Origin of the sequence: Phytopseudomonas dryadis (genome assembly GCF_004327355.1) — a bacterium.
GTDB classification, from domain to species: Bacteria; Pseudomonadota; Gammaproteobacteria; order Pseudomonadales; family Pseudomonadaceae; genus Aquipseudomonas; species Aquipseudomonas dryadis.
The window spans coordinates 44826-60948 of sequence record NZ_QJUM01000001.1 but is presented as its reverse complement, the minus strand read 5'-3'; the positions used below and the strand labels follow the sequence as shown (position 1 = coordinate 60948).

At 65.3% G+C, this 16123-nt stretch carries 14 protein-coding genes; 6 read left to right on the top strand and 8 right to left on the bottom strand.

Features of this window, described 5'->3' with window-relative positions; genetic code table 11:
• Positions 1-41: 41 nt before the first annotated feature.
• The 5 genes from nuoJ to nuoN are packed head-to-tail and all read left to right on the top strand — an operon-like array spanning position 42 to position 5792.
• Positions 42-551: an NADH-quinone oxidoreductase subunit J gene (gene nuoJ, locus DNK34_RS00275; protein WP_131176478.1), complete on the top strand. Its 510-nt coding sequence runs from the start codon at positions 42-44 to the stop codon at positions 549-551.
• A complete protein-coding gene (gene nuoK, locus DNK34_RS00270; RefSeq protein WP_131176477.1) occupies positions 548-856 on the top strand; it encodes an NADH-quinone oxidoreductase subunit NuoK in 309 nt (102 codons plus the stop codon). The genes nuoJ and nuoK overlap by 4 nt, the downstream gene beginning before the upstream one ends.
• Entirely contained in the window at positions 853-2700 is a 1848-nt protein-coding gene (gene nuoL, locus DNK34_RS00265) for an NADH-quinone oxidoreductase subunit L (protein ID WP_131176476.1), read from the top strand. The genes nuoK and nuoL overlap by 4 nt, the downstream gene beginning before the upstream one ends.
• 41 nt (positions 2701-2741) lie before the next feature.
• Complete coding sequence (gene nuoM / locus DNK34_RS00260) at positions 2742-4271, top strand: NADH-quinone oxidoreductase subunit M (RefSeq protein WP_131176475.1); 1530 nt, start codon at positions 2742-2744, stop codon at positions 4269-4271.
• 33 nt (positions 4272-4304) lie between these two features.
• Positions 4305-5792 (top strand): NADH-quinone oxidoreductase subunit NuoN, encoded by a 1488-nt coding sequence (gene nuoN, locus DNK34_RS00255; protein WP_165496864.1) that lies wholly within the window; start codon positions 4305-4307, stop codon positions 5790-5792.
• A gap of 40 nt (positions 5793-5832) precedes the next feature.
• Here nuoN and DNK34_RS00250 read toward each other — a convergent pair whose 3' ends face one another.
• The 4 genes from DNK34_RS00250 to DNK34_RS00235 all read right to left on the bottom strand — a co-directional run bounded on the left by DNK34_RS00250 (position 5833) and on the right by DNK34_RS00235 (position 12359).
• Positions 5833-7845 (bottom strand): methyl-accepting chemotaxis protein, encoded by a 2013-nt coding sequence (locus tag DNK34_RS00250; RefSeq protein ID WP_131176473.1) that lies wholly within the window; start codon positions 7843-7845, stop codon positions 5833-5835.
• A 144-nt stretch (positions 7846-7989) separates the two neighbouring features.
• Positions 7990-9054 (bottom strand): AI-2E family transporter, encoded by a 1065-nt coding sequence (locus DNK34_RS00245; protein WP_131176472.1) that lies wholly within the window; start codon positions 9052-9054, stop codon positions 7990-7992.
• Between the two features lie 114 nt (positions 9055-9168).
• The gene (locus tag DNK34_RS00240) at positions 9169-10851 is read right to left on the bottom strand and encodes a methyl-accepting chemotaxis protein (RefSeq protein ID WP_131176471.1); all 1683 of its coding nucleotides are present in this window, start codon (positions 10849-10851) and stop codon (positions 9169-9171) included.
• Between the two features lie 191 nt (positions 10852-11042).
• Complete coding sequence (locus tag DNK34_RS00235) at positions 11043-12359, bottom strand: Na+/H+ antiporter family protein (protein WP_131176470.1); 1317 nt, start codon at positions 12357-12359, stop codon at positions 11043-11045.
• Between the two features lie 441 nt (positions 12360-12800).
• Between DNK34_RS00235 and DNK34_RS00230 the strand changes: the two genes are divergently transcribed.
• Complete coding sequence (locus DNK34_RS00230; RefSeq protein WP_131176469.1) at positions 12801-13397, top strand: NADPH-dependent FMN reductase; 597 nt, start codon at positions 12801-12803, stop codon at positions 13395-13397.
• Positions 13398-13502: 105 nt separating this feature from the next.
• Here DNK34_RS00230 and DNK34_RS00225 read toward each other — a convergent pair whose 3' ends face one another.
• From DNK34_RS00225 to DNK34_RS00210, 4 genes are read right to left on the bottom strand one after another with little or no spacing between them, the layout of a single operon-like run.
• Positions 13503-14825, bottom strand: coding sequence for a sensor histidine kinase (locus tag DNK34_RS00225; RefSeq protein WP_131176468.1), 1323 nt, complete (start codon positions 14823-14825; stop codon positions 13503-13505).
• Positions 14822-15490, bottom strand: a complete 669-nt coding sequence (locus DNK34_RS00220; protein ID WP_131176467.1) for a response regulator transcription factor — start codon at positions 15488-15490, stop codon at positions 14822-14824. Before DNK34_RS00220 ends, DNK34_RS00225 begins: the two co-directional genes overlap by 4 nt.
• Position 15491: 1 nt before the next feature.
• Positions 15492-15806, bottom strand: a complete 315-nt coding sequence (locus tag DNK34_RS00215) for a PepSY domain-containing protein (RefSeq protein WP_131176466.1) — start codon at positions 15804-15806, stop codon at positions 15492-15494.
• Positions 15806-16114, bottom strand: coding sequence for a PepSY domain-containing protein (locus tag DNK34_RS00210; RefSeq protein ID WP_131176465.1), 309 nt, complete (start codon positions 16112-16114; stop codon positions 15806-15808). The genes DNK34_RS00215 and DNK34_RS00210 overlap by 1 nt, the downstream gene beginning before the upstream one ends.
• Positions 16115-16123 lie beyond the last annotated feature (9 nt).

The following is a 16123-nucleotide window of genomic DNA, read 5'->3' as shown; positions in this document are numbered from 1 at the left end:
CCGGCCTTTTCTCCAGCCCTCCAGTCCTCCAGGAGCCGCTAATGGAATTCGCTTTCTATTTCGCCGCCGGGGTCGCGGTCGCCTCGACCCTCGGCGTGGTCGCCAGTACCAACCCGGTGCACGCCCTGCTCTACCTGATCATTTCCCTGCTCGCCGTGTCCATGGTGTTCTTCAGCCTCGGCGCGCCCTTCGCCGGCGCCCTGGAGATCATCGTCTATGCCGGCGCCATCATGGTGCTGTTCGTGTTCGTGGTGATGATGCTCAACCTTGGCCCGGCGGCCGTGGATCAGGAGCGCAAATGGCTGACGCCCGGCATCTGGATCGGCCCGGCCGTGCTCTCGGCCCTGCTGCTGGGGCAGTTGCTGTACGTGCTGTTCGTCGCCCCCAGCGGCGCCACCATCGGCCACACCACGGTAGACGCCAAAGCCGTGGGCATCCATCTGTTCGGCCCCTATCTGCTGGCCGTCGAACTGGCCTCCATGCTGCTGCTCGCCGCCCTGGTCGCCGCCTACCACCTCGGCCGCAACGACATCAAGGACGCAACGCCATGAACGGTATTCCAATGGAGCACGGCCTGGCCCTGGCCGGCGTGCTGTTCAGCCTGGGGCTGGTCGGCCTGATGGTGCGCCGCAACATCCTCTTCGTACTGATGAGCCTGGAAGTGATGATGAATGCCGCCGCCCTGGCCTTCGTCGTGGCCGGCGCGCGCTGGGGCCAGGCCGACGGCCAGATCATGTTCATCCTGGTGATCACCCTGGCAGCCGCCGAGGCCAGCATCGGCCTGGCGATCCTGCTGCAGCTGTATCGCCGCTTCCACACCCTCGATATCGACGCAGCCAGCGAGATGCGCGGATGAACCTTCTATTCCTGACCTTGCTGTTCCCCCTGCTCGGCTGGTTGATCCTGGCCTTCTCCCGCGGCCGCCTGAGCGAAGCCAGCGCCGCGCTGATCGGCGTCGGCTCGGTGGGCCTGTCCGCCCTGACCAGCGCCTGGATCGTCTGGCAGTTCAATGTCGCGCCACCGGCAGGCGGCGTGTACACACAGACCCTGTGGCAGTGGATGAATGTCGACGGCCTGGCGCCGAGCTTCACCCTGTACCTGGACGGCCTGTCGCTGACCATGCTCGGCGTGGTCACCGGCGTGGGCTTCCTGATCCATATGTTCGCCAGCTGGTACATGCGTGGCGAAGAGGGCTACTCGCGCTTCCTCGCCTACACCAACCTGTTCATCTTCAGCATGTTGCTGCTGGTGCTGGGCGACGACCTGATGACGCTGTTCTTCGGCTGGGAAGGCGTCGGCCTGTGCTCCTACCTGCTGATCGGTTTCTACTACAAGCACGTGCCCAACGGTAACGCCGCGCTCAAGGCCTTCATCGTCACCCGCATCGGCGACGTGTTCCTGATGATCGGCCTGTTCCTGCTGTTCCTCAACCTCGGCACCCTGAACATCCAGGAACTGATGGTGCTGGCGCCGCAGCGGTACGCCGCAGGCGACAGCTGGCTGTGGCTGGCGACGCTGATGCTGCTCGGCGGCGCGGTGGGCAAATCGGCCCAACTGCCGCTGCAGACCTGGCTGGCCGACGCCATGGCCGGCCCGACGCCGGTGTCGGCGCTGATCCACGCGGCGACCATGGTCACCGCCGGCGTGTACCTGATCGCGCGTACCCACGGCCTGTTCCTGCTGACCCCGGAGATTCTCGAGCTGGTCGGCATCGTTGGCGGCGTGACTCTGGTGCTGGCCGGCTTCGCCGCCCTGGTGCAGACCGACATCAAGCGCATCCTCGCCTACTCGACCATGAGCCAGATCGGCTACATGTTCCTCGCCCTGGGCGTTGGCGCCTGGGACGCGGCGATCTTCCACCTGATGACCCACGCCTTCTTCAAGGCCCTGCTGTTCCTCGCTTCCGGCTCGGTGATCCATGCCTGCCACCACGAGCAGAACATCTTCAGGATGGGCGGCCTGTGGAAGAAACTGCCACTGGCCTACGCCAGCTTCATCGTCGGCGGCTCGGCGCTGGCCGCGCTGCCGCTGGTCACCGTAGGTTTCTATTCCAAGGACGAGATTCTCTGGGAAGCCTTCGCCAGTGGCCATTCCGGCCTGCTCTACGCCGGCCTGGTCGGCGCCTTCATGACCTCCCTCTACACCTTCCGCCTGATCTTCATCGCCTTCCACGGCGAGCAGAAGACCGAGGCCCATGCCGGTCATGGCATCGCCCACAACCTGCCACTGATCGTACTGATCGTGCTGTCGACCTTCATCGGCGCCTGGATCAGCCCGCCGCTGGCCGGCGTGCTGCCCGAGAGCGCCGGCCACGCCGGTGGCGAGGCCAAGCACAGCCTGGAAATCGTTTCGGCCTGCATCGCCCTGGCCGGCATCCTCCTGGCGGCCCTGCTGTTCCTCGGCAAACGCAGCTTCGCCACGGCGGTGGCCAGCAGTGGCCCCGGTCGCTTCCTCTCGGCGTGGTGGTTCGCCGCCTGGGGCTTCGACTGGCTCTACGACAAGCTGTTCGTGCAGCCCTACCTGCTGCTCTGCCGCGTGCTGGCCCATGACCCGATCGATGGCGCCATCGGCATCATCCCGCGCCTGGCGCGTGGCGGGCACGGGGTGCTGAGCCGCAGCGAGACCGGGCACCTGCGCTGGTACGCCATCTCCATCGCCGGGGGCGCCGTGCTGGTGCTCGCCGCCGTGCTGCTGGCCTGACCGATGATCCCGAATACTTTTCCTAAGGAACCCCGTCCGTCATGATTCTGCCTTGGCTAATCCTGATTCCCTTCATCGGCGGCCTGTTGTGCTGGCAGGCGGAACGCTTCGGCGGCACCCTGCCGCGCTGGATCGCCCTGCTGAGCATGTCCCTGCTGTTCGGCCTCGGCCTGTGGCTGTGGGCCAGTGGCGACTTCAGCCTGGCGCCGGCGCCCGGCGCCGATCCGCGCTGGGCCCATGAATTCCAGGTGCGCTGGATCGAGCGCTTCGGCATCAGCATCCACCTGGCGATGGACGGCCTGTCGGTGCTGATGGTGAGCCTCACCGGCCTGCTCGGTGTGCTCTCGGTGCTCTGCTCGTGGAACGAGATCCAGAACCGCGTGGGCTTCTTCCACCTCAACCTGATGTGGATTCTCGGCGGCGTGGTCGGCGTGTTCCTCGCCATCGACCTGTTCCTGTTCTTCTTCTTCTGGGAAATGATGCTGGTGCCGATGTACTTCCTCATCGCGCTCTGGGGTCATAGCGGCAGCCCTGGCAAGAGCCGCATCACCGCGGCGACCAAATTCTTCATCTTCACCCAGGCCAGCGGCCTGATCATGCTGGTGGCGATCCTCGGCCTGGTGTTCGTGCACTTCGACCAGACCGGCGTGCTCACCTTCAACTACGCCGACCTGCTCAAGACCGAGCTGTCGGGTGGCACCGAGTACCTGCTGATGCTCGGTTTCTTCATCGCCTTCGCGGTGAAGTTCCCGGTGGTGCCCTTGCACTCCTGGCTGCCCGACGCCCACGCCCAGGCGCCGACCGCCGGCTCGGTGGATCTGGCCGGTATCCTGCTGAAGACCGCCGCCTACGGCCTGCTGCGCTTCGCCCTGCCGCTGTTCCCCGATGCCTCGGCCGAGTTCGCCCCGATCGCCATGGGCCTGGGCGTGTTCGCCATCGTCTACGGCGCGCTGCTGTCCTTCGCCCAGACCGACATCAAGCGCCTGGTGGCCTACTCCAGCGTCTCGCACATGGGCTTCGTGCTGATCGCCATCTACTCCGGCAGCCTGATCGCCCTGCAGGGCGCGGTGGTGCAGATGATGGCCCACGGCCTGTCCGCCGCCGCGCTGTTCATTCTCTGTGGCCAGCTGTACGAACGCCTGCACACCCGCGACATGCGCGAGATGGGCGGTATCTGGGCGCGCCTGCCCTGGCTGCCGGCGCTCAGCCTGTTCTTCGCCGCCGCGGCGCTGGGCCTGCCGGGCACCGGCAACTTCGTCGGCGAGTTCCTGATCCTGATCGGCAGCTTCCCGGTCGCGCCCTGGATCACCATCATCGCGGCCACCGGCCTGGTGCTCGGCTCGGTGTATTCGCTGATCATGATCCACCGGGCCTACTTCGGCCCGGTCAAGGTCGAAACCGCCCTGCCGGGCCTGCAGCCGCGCGAACTGAGCATGGTGCTGTGCCTGGCCGTGCTGCTGATCCTGCTCGGTGTTTACCCGCAGCCGGTGCTCGACACCTCCGCCGCCAGCATGCAAGGCGTGCAGCAGTGGATCGGTGGCGCCCTCAATCAACTCGCTTCGGGCCGATAGGGTAAGGGTTCAAATTTTATGGAACATCACGCTGTGGAATTCACCACCCAACACCTGATCGCCCTGCTGCCGCTGCTGGTCACCTGCGCCACCATCCTGGTGGTGATGCTGGCCATCGCCTGGAAGCGCAGCCACGCGATGACCTTCATCCTCTCGGTGCTCGGCCTCAACCTGGCCCTGCTGTCGCTGCTGCCCAGCCTGGGCGTCACGCCGCTGCAGGTGACCCCGCTGATGCAGATCGACACCTTCGCCTGCTACTACATGGCGCTGGTGCTGGCCGCCACCCTGGCCTGCGTGACCCTGACCCATGCCTACCTCGGCGAAGCCACGGTCAGCGACGGCCAGACCAAGGGCTACCCGCGCAACCGTGAGGAAATGTACCTGCTCCTGCTGCTCTCCGCCGCCGGCGGACTGGTGCTGGTCAGCACCGAGCACCTGGCGGGCCTGTTCATCGGCCTGGAACTGCTGTCGGTTCCCACCTACGGCATGATCGCCTACGCCTACTTCAACAAGCGCTCGCTGGAAGCCGGCATCAAGTACATGGTGCTGTCGGCCGCCGGCAGCGGTTTCCTGCTGTTCGGCATGGCCCTGCTGTACGCCGAAGCCGGCAGCCTGAGCTTCGTCGAGATCGGCGGCAGCCTGGCCAGCGCCGGCGGCAGCCTGCTGGTACAGATCGGCATCGGCATGATGCTCGTCGGCCTGGCCTTCAAGCTGTCCATGGTGCCCTTCCACCTGTGGACGCCGGACGTCTACGAAGGCGCCCCGGCGCCGGTCGCCGCCTTCCTCGCCACCGCCAGCAAGGTCGCGGTGTTCGCCGTGCTGCTGCGCCTGTATCAGGTGTCGCCGGCCACCGCCGGCGGCTGGCTGAACGACCTGCTGACGGTGATCGCCATCGCCTCGATCCTGTTCGGCAACCTGCTGGCGCTGACCCAGAACAACCTCAAGCGCCTGCTCGGCTACTCCTCCATCGCCCACTTCGGTTACCTGCTGGTGGCGCTGATCGCCAGCAAGGGCCTGGCGGTGGAAGCCATCGGCGTGTACCTGGCCACTTACGTGCTGACCAGCCTCGGCGCCTTCGGCGTGATCACCCTGATGTCCACGCCCTACAACGGTCGCGACGCCGACGCCCTGTACGAGTACCGTGGCCTGTTCTGGCGCCGCCCGTACCTGACCGCGGTGCTCACGCTGATGATGCTGTCGCTGGCCGGCATCCCGCTGACCGCCGGCTTCATCGGCAAGTTCTACGTCATCGCCGCCGGCGTGCAGGGTCAGCTCTGGTGGCTGCTCGGCGCCCTGGTACTGGGCAGCGCCATCGCGGTGTTCTACTACCTGCGGGTGATGGTCACCCTGTTCCTGGTCGAGCCCAGCCTGCATCGCCACGACGCCCCCTTCAACTGGGGCCAGCGCGCCGGCGGCATCATGCTGCTGGTGGTGGCGCTGCTCACCTTCATCCTCGGCGTCTACCCGCAGCCGTTGCTGGATCTGGTGCAGCAGGCCGGATTGGCCAGCATCGCCCCCTGAGTCTGGCCTGGCGGCGCGCGCCACCGGGCCCGCGCGCCGTTCAGCGGTCGGTCATGGCGATCAGCATGTCGGCAACGCCCTTGGTCCGTTGCGAGGTGTCCACGGTGGAGCCACTGGACGCCTGCAGGGCATCGAGCAAGGTGGTCAGTGCCGCGACATCGGCCGACTGCGTCTCGATATGCTGGGCAACCAGGCGAATGGCCTCGGCGAGCTGTTCGATGTCGCTGCCGATTTCCTCGGCGTTCTGCCGGGTCTTGCCGGCCAGTTGTCGCACCTCGTCGGCCACCACGGCGAAACCACGGCCCATGTCCCCGGCGCGAGCCGCCTCGATGGCGGCGTTGAGCGCCAGCAGGTTGGTCTGCCCGGCGATCTGCTGAATCACTTGCACCACCGACTGGATGCGCTGGCTGGACTGCGCCAGGTCACGGGCACTGCCCACCACCTCCTCGGCCCGGGTCACCAGTTGCCGCACCGATCCGCCGGCCTGCTCGATCACCGTGGTCTGCCGGCCGATAGTGTGCCCCAGGTCGTCCATGGATTCGTGCAGGTTCTGCGCACAGTGGCGCAGCTCGCCATCGACCATTTCCTGCTGTTGCTGGGCCGCGTGCAGTACCTGGCCAAGATCGGCCAGGCCGTGGAACACCGGCTGGATGCTCGCATCCAGCCCGTTCACATCCAGCTGGCTGCTGAAGTCGCGGCGCTTGAACTGCTCGATCTGCCGGACCACCACCTGGTTCAGACCGCTCAGTTTCTTGATCTGCCGGCGCAGGAAGAACGCCTTGAATTCACCGTATTGGGCGATGAAATCATCGGTATAGGCATCATGGAACGCTTGCCTGGCGGCGACCCTGAAGAAGAACACCGCGGTCAGCGTCTGGTTGAGATTGAGCCCGAGGATCTCGCCGAAGGTGGACAGACCGGTGACCGGGATGCCCTGGAACACATCGTCCATCCCCGCCAGTTCGCGCGGGTTGTTCAGCCGCCGCAGGATACAGTCGTTGAGCAGGCCTGCCAGGGGGAGCCCGGATTTATCCTGCATGAAACCTTCGAAGTCGCGCCGCGTGGTCTCGATCAGGGACGTGCGCTTGACCATCAGCAGTTCTTCCCCGGGCGCCACGTCGCAATACAGATGCACCCGCTGGCTCTGCACGTCGATGCGCGAAACGGAGCGCACGAACAACTCCGTGCCGACCCGCACGGCGAACGAATAGTCCGCCAGGTGGCTTTCCAGTTGCCCGGGCGCGCAGCCGAAGCGCTCGCACAGGGCATCGATCATGCTGCGCACCTGACCTTGCGGGTTGACCACCTGGGAAATGTAGCGCTCCTCCAGGGAGCCGCTGAGCACGCTCAGGGAAAAATCCGTGGCCTGGAAGTTCTGGCTCTTGAACACGCCGAAGCGCACGCCTGGCGCACATTTGAGAAACACGATCAGGGCATGGTTCTCGTAGCGCCGCTGGCCATCGTGCAGGCCGGTGCTGCGAAAATCCAGGGTGCCTCCGGCCGACCCGCCGACGAACAGGCAGGGAAAGCGCCCCGATTCGTAAAGCGCCTCCATGAAGAAGGACTCCGAGGCGCTGAGCCCGTCGAAACTGACGTAGGCCAGGGTGTCGCGGTAATCGATGGCCATGTTCACCTGCAACTGGCGCAGGGCCGCGGTCAGCCGGGCAATACGCTCGGCCAGTGGCTTGCGCGCGCCGCCGCCACGAATATCTTCGCTGCCGAGGGGGACGCGTACCACCTCGGCAGCGGCGATCACGCTGGCATCGAACAGTTGCAGGACGATGCGATCCCAGTGCTCGCCCGTCTGGCAATAGAGGTTGCGCCCGTTCTCGCTGCTCAGTTCACCGGCCGAACTGCACAGGCTGACGGTCGCGTCGGGGAAACGCTGGGCCAATTGCCGCGCCACCGCATCCAGATCCAGATGCGGAGAAACGTATCCGCAGATATAGGTCGGTAGCAGGCGCACCGTATCGAGTTGCCTGGAAAGCTGCCCCAGACTGCTGACGAGGCTCGCGACTCCGGCACTGGATTGACGACGGGAAAACCTGAACATGGCGACCTCTTCTGAGCCTGATCGGTGGCGCTCAATTTAGCACGACCGATCTGCTCTGTATGGTCACCGCCAGCGCTGTCAGCGTTGCGTATTGCCCAGCGCCATGCGGCATATCGGCACGCCGTGGAAATTGGCAGTGCAGCCTCAGCTGGGCAGCTTCACGCTCTTCTTGCCGGCGCTGAACAGGTTCCAGCACGACACGAACAACGCGGCCACCAGCGGGCCGATGACGAAACCGTTGAGCCCCAGCAGCGCCAGCCCGCCCAGGGTGGAGATCAGGATCAGGTAGTCCGGCATGCGCGTGTCCTTGCCCACCAAGATCGGGCGCAGGATGTTATCCACCAGGCCGATCACCAGCACACCGAAGAGAATCAGCACCACGCCCTGCCAGATACTGCCATTGGCCAGCAGATAGATCGCCACGGGGCCCCAGACGATCCCGGCGCCTGCCGCGGGCAGCAGCGACAGGAAAGCCATCAGCACGCCCCACAGCAACGGGCTGGGGATGCCCAGCCCCCAGAAGATCAGGCCGCCCAGGGCACCCTGTACGGCCGCCACCACGATGTTGCCTTTTACCGTCGCGCGCACCACACGGGTGAACTTGATCTGCAGGCGGCGCTTCTGGGTATCGCCGAGCGGTACCGCCATGCGGATGTCGCGCACCAGCTCCTGGCCATCGCGCAACAGGAAGAACAGCAGATAGAGCATGATGAAGAAGCCGATGACGAACTCGAAGGTGCCCTGGCCGATGGCGAATACCTTGGTCGCCAGGTACTGGCTGCCGGCCATGGCGCCATTGGAAATCTGCTCGCGCAGGCCGTCGAGGTTGCCCATACCCAGACGATCCAGCTGGTTCTGCATGAACATCGGCAGCATTTCCTTGGTGCTGGTGACATAGGCGCCGACATCCAGCTCACCGGATTCGATGCGCTGGTAGAGCGCGGTCCCCTCGGCCACCATCATCGAGGTGGTGAAAATCACCGGCAGCACCGCCACCAGCAGGCAGATGATCAGGGTCAACAGGGCCGACAGGTTGCCGCGCCCGCCGATACGCTTGGCCAGGCGCCGCTGCATCGGTGCGAACACCACCGCCAGCACCACCGCCCAGAACACCGCGCCATAGAATGGCAGCAGGATCCAGCCGAAGGCGATGCTGACGATCAGCAGCAGCAGGATGAAGGCTTTCTTTTCCAGCGAGGTGTCGGACATGGTATTTCCGCGATACAGGGGTGTCCTGTTTAGTCCCTGGCGGCGCGGACAAAGTGCGACAAACTTGTATGGCCATCAGGTGCTGGCCATGGGGCACTCCCTGCCCCTCCCGGATCAGATCCGGAATTGCCGTACCAGTTGCCCCAGACGCTCGCCCAGGTCGGCCAGGCTGCGCGCGGTCTGCGCCCCCTGCTGGGTCTCGTCGGCCACGCTGTCCACGGCCACGGCGATCTGGTGCACGCTGCGGTTGATCTCCTCGGCCACCGCGGTCTGTTCCTCGGCGGCGCTGGCGATCTGCGCGTTCATGGCGTTGATGGTGCCGATCAGGCGGGCGATGGCATCCAGCGAGGCGCCAGCCTTGTTGGCCTGCTCGCTGGTGATCTCGCCGGCATCGCTGGACTGACGCATCGAGTTGACCGCCTCGAGGGTGCCGCTCTGCAGGCGGTTGATCATGCCCTGGATCTCCTGGGTACTCTGCTGGGTGCGGCTGGCCAGGGCGCGCACCTCGTCGGCCACCACGGCGAAACCGCGGCCGGCCTCGCCGGCACGCGCCGCCTCGATGGCGGCATTGAGCGCCAGCAGGTTGGTCTGTTCGGCGATGGAACGGATCACGTCGAGCACACTGACGATCGATTGCACGTCCTGCTGCAGGCTGTCGAGGGACACGCCGCTGCCGCGGATATCGCTGACCAGCGAGTGGATGCGCTCGATACTGCCGTCCACCACCTGTTTCGCCGCCAGGCCTTCACGATCCGTCTGCTGCGCCGCTTCCGCTGCGCCCTGGGCGCTCTTGGCCACTTCATGGGCGGCGGCGGACATTTCGTTGATCGCCGTGGCCACCTGATCGGTCTCGTGGCGCTGACGTTCCATGGCCTGTTCCGAGCGCTGGGCCTGGGCGGAGACCTGGCCGACCAGTTCGGTCAACTGGCCGGTCATCTCGACGATCTGCCGCACCAGGCCATGCACCTTCTCGACGAAACGATTGAACGAGCCGGCCAGTTCTCCCAGCTCGTCGTGACTGCCGATGGGCAGGCGCCGGGTCAGATCGCCCTCGCCGGCGGCGATGTCGTCCAGGTTGGCCTTGATCTGCTGCAACGGACGCAGAAAGGTGTTGCTGAGGATCAGGCCGACCACGCCGAACACCACCAGCAGCACCCCGCCGATGACCATGATGCTGGTGATGATGGTGCCTACGCGCTGGTCGATTTCTTCCTGCACCCCGGCGATCTGCGCCTCGACGCCGTCGAGGTTCAGCGCCGTGCCGAGGGCCATGTCCCATTTCGGCAGGTAGTAGCTGTAGGCGAGCTTGGGCACCTGCACCGCCTCGTTGCCGGGCAGCGGCGAGGAATAGTTGACGTAGTAGCTGTTGTCCTTGGCGACGCGCACCAGTTCGCGGTTGATGTAGACGCCGTTGACATCGCGGCGGTCCGACAGGTTGTTGCCGACATCCACCGGGCTGTCGCTGCGAAACAGGCGCACCACGTTGGAATCGTGGGCGAAGAAATAGCCGTCCTTGCCGTACTTGATCTTCGCCAGGATGGCGATGGCCCGCTCACGGCTGGCCAGGTCGCCATTGGCCGCCGCGTCGTACAGGCTCTGTACGGAACCCAGGGCGATGGACATGTAGTTCTGCAGTTCGCTGCGTTTTTCCTCCAGCAGGCGGTTGCGGGTTTCTTCCACCTCCTGCTCGGCCAGCCCGTACAGCACCTTGGCCGCGGCACCACTGAGCACCACGGCGAACAGCAACACCGGGATCAGAGCCAACAGAACGACTTTCGATTTCAAGGTCAGGCGCATTTTTTGTTTTCCTTGTGAGCCATACGAAATACAACGCGGCTACCGTGCATATCGGCAGCCCCGTCGAGAATGTTAAACCCGGCCGTGGAACGGGCGCCCCCTGGCCCCGCTCAAAGGCTCGCTTCGGCAGGCGAGTGGTTTGCGCGCGCGCTCCAGCCTGTTTTCAACGCCGCATGGCCGATGCGTGACCGTTACAGCAGCATGGCCGCTACCCAGCCGAATACCAGCAGCGGCAGGTTGTAATGCAGGAAGGTGGGCACCACGGTATCCCAGATATGGTTGTGCTGGCCGTCGACGTTCAGGCCCGAGGTCGGCCCCAGGGTCGAGTCCGAAGCGGGCGAGCCGGCATCGCCGATCGCTCCCGCGGTGCCGACGATGCACACCGTGGCCAGCGGGCTGAACCCCAGCTGCACGCACAGGGGCACGAAGATGGCGGCGATGATCGGTACCGTGGAGAACGATGAACCGATGCCCATGGTCACCAGCAGGCCGACCAGCAGCATCATCAGCACGGCGAGTCCCTTGCTGTCGCCGATCCAGGCCGCGCTGGCATCGACCAGGCCCTTCACTTCACCGGTCTCGCGCATGACCTCGGCAAAGCCCGAGGCGGCGATCATGATGAAGCCGATCATCGCCATCATCTTCATGCCCTCGGTGAACAGGTCGTCGGCCTCCTTCCAGCGCACGATGCCGGAAGCCGAGAACACCACGAAGCCCAACAACGCGCCGATGATCATCGAATCCAGCCACAGTTGCACACCGAACGCCGTGGCCACGGCCAGGGCGGCGACCAGCAGGCTACGGCGGCTGTAGGGAATGTCCACGCGCTCGGTGCGCTCGATGCGCGCCAGGTCGTAGCTGCGCTTGCCGCGGTAGCTGACCAGCGCGATCAGCAGGCCGGTAACCATGCCCAGCGCGGGAATCAGCATGGCCTCGCTGACATTCACGCCACTGACGTCGACACCACTGCGCACCACGTTGGCCAGCAGGATCTCGTTGAGGAAGATGTTGCCGAAGCCCACCGGCAGGAACATGTAGGGCGTGATCAGGCCGAAAGTGATCACGCAGGCGATCAGCCGGCGATCGATCTGCAGTCGGGTGACGACGTACAGCAGCGGCGGCACCAGCAAGGGAATGAAGGCGATGTGGATCGGCAGGATGTTCTGCGACGACACCGCCACCACCAGCAGCAGAGCGATCAGCAGCCACTTCAGCGAACCGCCGCCGCGCACGTCCTGGCGACCGACCATGGCCAGGGCCCTGTCCGCCAGGGCGTGGGCCAGGCCCGACTTGGCGATGGCCACGGCGAAGGCACCGAGCAGTGCGTAGGACAAGGCCACCGTGGCGCCACCGCCCAGGCCCTTGTTGAAGGCGGCCAGGGAGCCCTGTACGCCCAGCCCACCGAGCAAGCCACCGGCCAGTGCGCCGACGATCAGTGCCACCACCACGTGCACCCGGCAAAGGCTGAGTATCAGCATGATGCCGACGGCGGCGATGACTGCGTTCATGAATGGCTCCTCAGGCGCGGCCACTTTGGCGGCGGCGAAAAAGCGTCGCACTTTGCCGCAAAGCAGCTGCAAGCTGCAAGCTTCAAGCGGCAAGTCCAGGGCAATCGCGCTATGCGCTCGAAGAGCCGGCGACTGCATGGATGCAGGAGGTAGAGCGAAACAGGAGCCCGAGCCGAAAACAGCGCTGGAAAGCTGGAGGTTGAACGAAAAGCGGCTCGAGCACGACGTGAAACAGCGGTTTCTCGTCCAGTTTTCCAGCCTCCAGCGCTTTTCATCGACATAGCACGATTGCCCTGGCGGCAATTCATAGCCATTTGAGTTCATATGTGGTGCTTGCGGCTTGCCGCTAAAAATCGGCTTATAAGCAAATAACCCGAACGCTGTTGCCCGCTCTTCGTTGCCGGCGTTACCGTTGCGCCCTTCAGTCTATGGAGGATCACCATGCTCGATATCGTTCTGATCGCCGGTTCCAGCCGCCCTGGCAGCCAGTCGGCAAAAGTCGCCCACTTCCTGCGCCAGCGCCTGATCGCCCTGGGCAACACCAGCGCCGAACTGAGCCAGGTACTCGACCTGGGCGCCGGGCCACTGCCGCTGTGGCCGGCCGAGGACAACGGCACCTGGGCCGATTACAGCCAGCGCCTGAAACGCGCCGATGCGCTGGTGGTGGTCGCGCCGGAATGGAACGGCATGGCCTGCCCGGCGACCAAGAACTTCTTCATCTATACCAGCAAGGCCGAGCTGGGGCACAAGCCAGGGCTGCTGGTCGGCGTGTCATCGGGAATCGGTGGCGGCAGCCCGATCGCCGAGCTGCGCAGCTCCAGCTACAAGAACTGCCGCCTGTGCTACCTGCCCGAACACCTGATCGTGCGGCATGTGGAAAAGCTGCTGAACGACGAACAGCCAGCCAGCGAAGACGACAGCCGTCTGCGCGCGCGCATCGACTACACCCTGGATATCCTGGTTCAGTACGGCCATGCCCTGAAACCGGTACGGGCCGGCATCGACCTGAGCAACCCGGCGTTCACCAACGGCATGTAAGCGGCAGGGAGCATTTCCACCCGCAATGTCAGAAACGAGCGCGCCGTAGCCTGGGTAGAGCGAAGCGAAACCCGGGACGATCTTCGCTCAAAGACAGGCCAAGAATCAGCGGCCGCGCAGCGGCAGTTCGATCCTTACCCGTAGTCCGCCCAGGTCACTGTCATGCAGCGATATCGTCCCGCCCCAGGCGTCGACGATATCGCGCACGATGCCCAGCCCCAGGCCGTGGCCGGCGGTCTGTTCGTCCAGGCGAGTACCGCGACTGAGCACATCCTCGCGCCGCTCGCTCTCGATCCCCGAGCCGTCGTCATCGACGTCCAGCACATAGGCCTCGGCCGTGCGCTCGATGTGCAGGCGAACCTGCCCGTCGGCCCACTTGCAGGCGTTGTCCAGCAGATTGCCGAGCAGTTCCAGCAGGTCTTCGCGATCACGTGGCAGGCGCAGGTCCGTGGGCGTCGCCTGCCAGCTCAACCGCAGGCCGCGGTCATGGATCATGCCCAGGGTGGCGAACAGCCCCGGCAGCTCCTGCTGGCAATCGAAGTGGGCACCGGGCAAGGCCTCCCCGGCCAGCCGCGCACGGCCCAGCTCGCGGGCGATGCGCTGTTCGATCTGCTGCAGGTGTTCGAGCAGGCTGTCGCGCAGCGCCGGGTGCGCGCGCAGCTCCTCGCGCGAGGCCAGGTTGACCAGTACCGCCAGGGGGGTCTTCAGCGCATGACCGAGATTGCCCAGGGCATTGCGCGAACGCTTGAGGGTGTCTTCGGTATGCGCCAGCAGATGGTTGATCTGCTCGACCAGCGGCTCCAGCTCCTCGGGCACCTGGTTGTCCAGTTCGCTGCGCTGGCCCTCCTGCAACTGGGCGATCTGCAGGCGCGTCTGCTCCAGTGGGCGCAGCGCGCGGCTGACGGTCAGGCGCTGCAGCAGCAGGATCAGCGCCAGGCCGCCGAGGCCCAGTGCCAGGCCGATGCGCTGTACACGGCGAAAACTCTGCAGCACCGGGGTGTAATCGCGGGCCACATAGATGGACAGTTGCTGGCCGAAACGCTGGTAATCGCCGCGATAGGTCAGCAACAGCTGGCCCTGGGGGCCATCGCTCAGCTCGGGGAGCAGCCCACCCTCCTCGCTCGCCAGCAGCTCGCTGTCCCACAGCGAGCGCGAACGCCAGCTCCTGTCGGCGAACTCGATGCGGAAGTACAGGCCGGAATAGGGACGCTGGAAGGCGCCGCTGAGTCGCGACTCGTCCAGCTGGAGACCTTGCGGGCCACGGACCAGCGCGATCAGCAGCGACTGCGCCTCATCCTCCAGGCCGGCCTGCATGTAGCGGCGCAGGCTGTTGTCGAACAGCCACAGGCAGGTCTGTGCCAGCAGCAGGCCAATGATCAGCAGAACGCTGATCAGGCCCAGGCTCAGACGCCGCTGAATCGATCTCAAACGGCGCTACCGCTGAAGCGGTAGCCCTGCCCACGGCGGGTCTCGATCACCTCGCGGCCCAGCTTGCGGCGCAGGTGATTGACGTGCACCTCGATGACATTGGAGTCACGCTCGGTTTCACCGTCGTACAGGTGCTCGGCCAGATGGCTCTTGGAGAGGATCTGCCCGGCGTGCAGCATGAAGTAGCGCAGCAGGCGGAATTCGGCGGCGGTGAGTTCGATCTCAGCGTCGCCGCGGCTGACGCACTGGCGCCCTTCGTCCAGCTGCAGCCCGGCGGCCTGCAGCTGCGGCTGGTTGGCCAGGCCGCGGGCACGGCGCAGCAGGGCCTGGATACGCAGGTGCAGTTCTTCCGGGTGGAAGGGTTTGCTCAGGTAGTCGTCGGCGCCGACCTTGAGCCCCTCGATGCGCTCGGCCCAGGAGCCGCGCGCGGTGAGGATCAGCACCGGCGTGGCCAGGCCGCCCTTGCGCCACTCCTGCAGCACCTCGAGGCCCGGCTTGCCGGGCAGGCCGAGGTCGAGAATGATCAGGTCGTAGGGCTCGCTGGCCCCCTGGTAGGCGGCATCGCGGCCATCGGCCAGCCAATCGACGGCGTAGCCCTGGCGGGTCAGCCCGGCGATCAGCTCGTCGGCGAGAGGAACATGGTCTTCCACCAGCAACAGGCGCATCTCAGTCGTCTACCTCATCCTTCAGGATCCGCCCGTCACGGGCATCCAGTTCCAGTTCGCGCACCACACCCTCGCGGGTCAGCAATTCCACTTCGTAGATGAAGATGCCATCGTCTTCTTCCAGCTCGGCTTCCAGCAAGGTCGCCCCGGGGTAGCGCTCCAGCGCCGCCCGCATCAGTTGATCGAGCGGCATGATCACGCCGCTGAGACGCAGATGCCGGGCCTCGTCCTGATCGAGATCGCGCGCGCCGGCGATGCCGCTCAGCAGCACCAGCAACACCAGCGAAACGATGGATAAACCTCGGATGCCTTTCATCAGTCGTCCAGGTGGTTCTTGAGGAGGGTGCCATCGGTCGCATCCAGTTCGACATCCCACTGCTGACCTTTGGCGTCACGCACTTCGACCTGGTAGAGATAGCGACCGTACTCTTCTTCGAGCTCGCTGCCCTCCAGTCTACCGCCTGGATGCTGCGCCAGGGCAGCCTCGTTGAGTTTTTCGAAGGACAGGATGGTGCCGGCGTCACGCAGTTGCAGCGCTTCGTCAGGCCCCAGGTCGCGGGCCTGGGCGATAGCGGCGGTGGCGCTCAGGGCAGCGGCGGCAAACAGCAGCGTCGGGCTTTTCATGGCGATGTC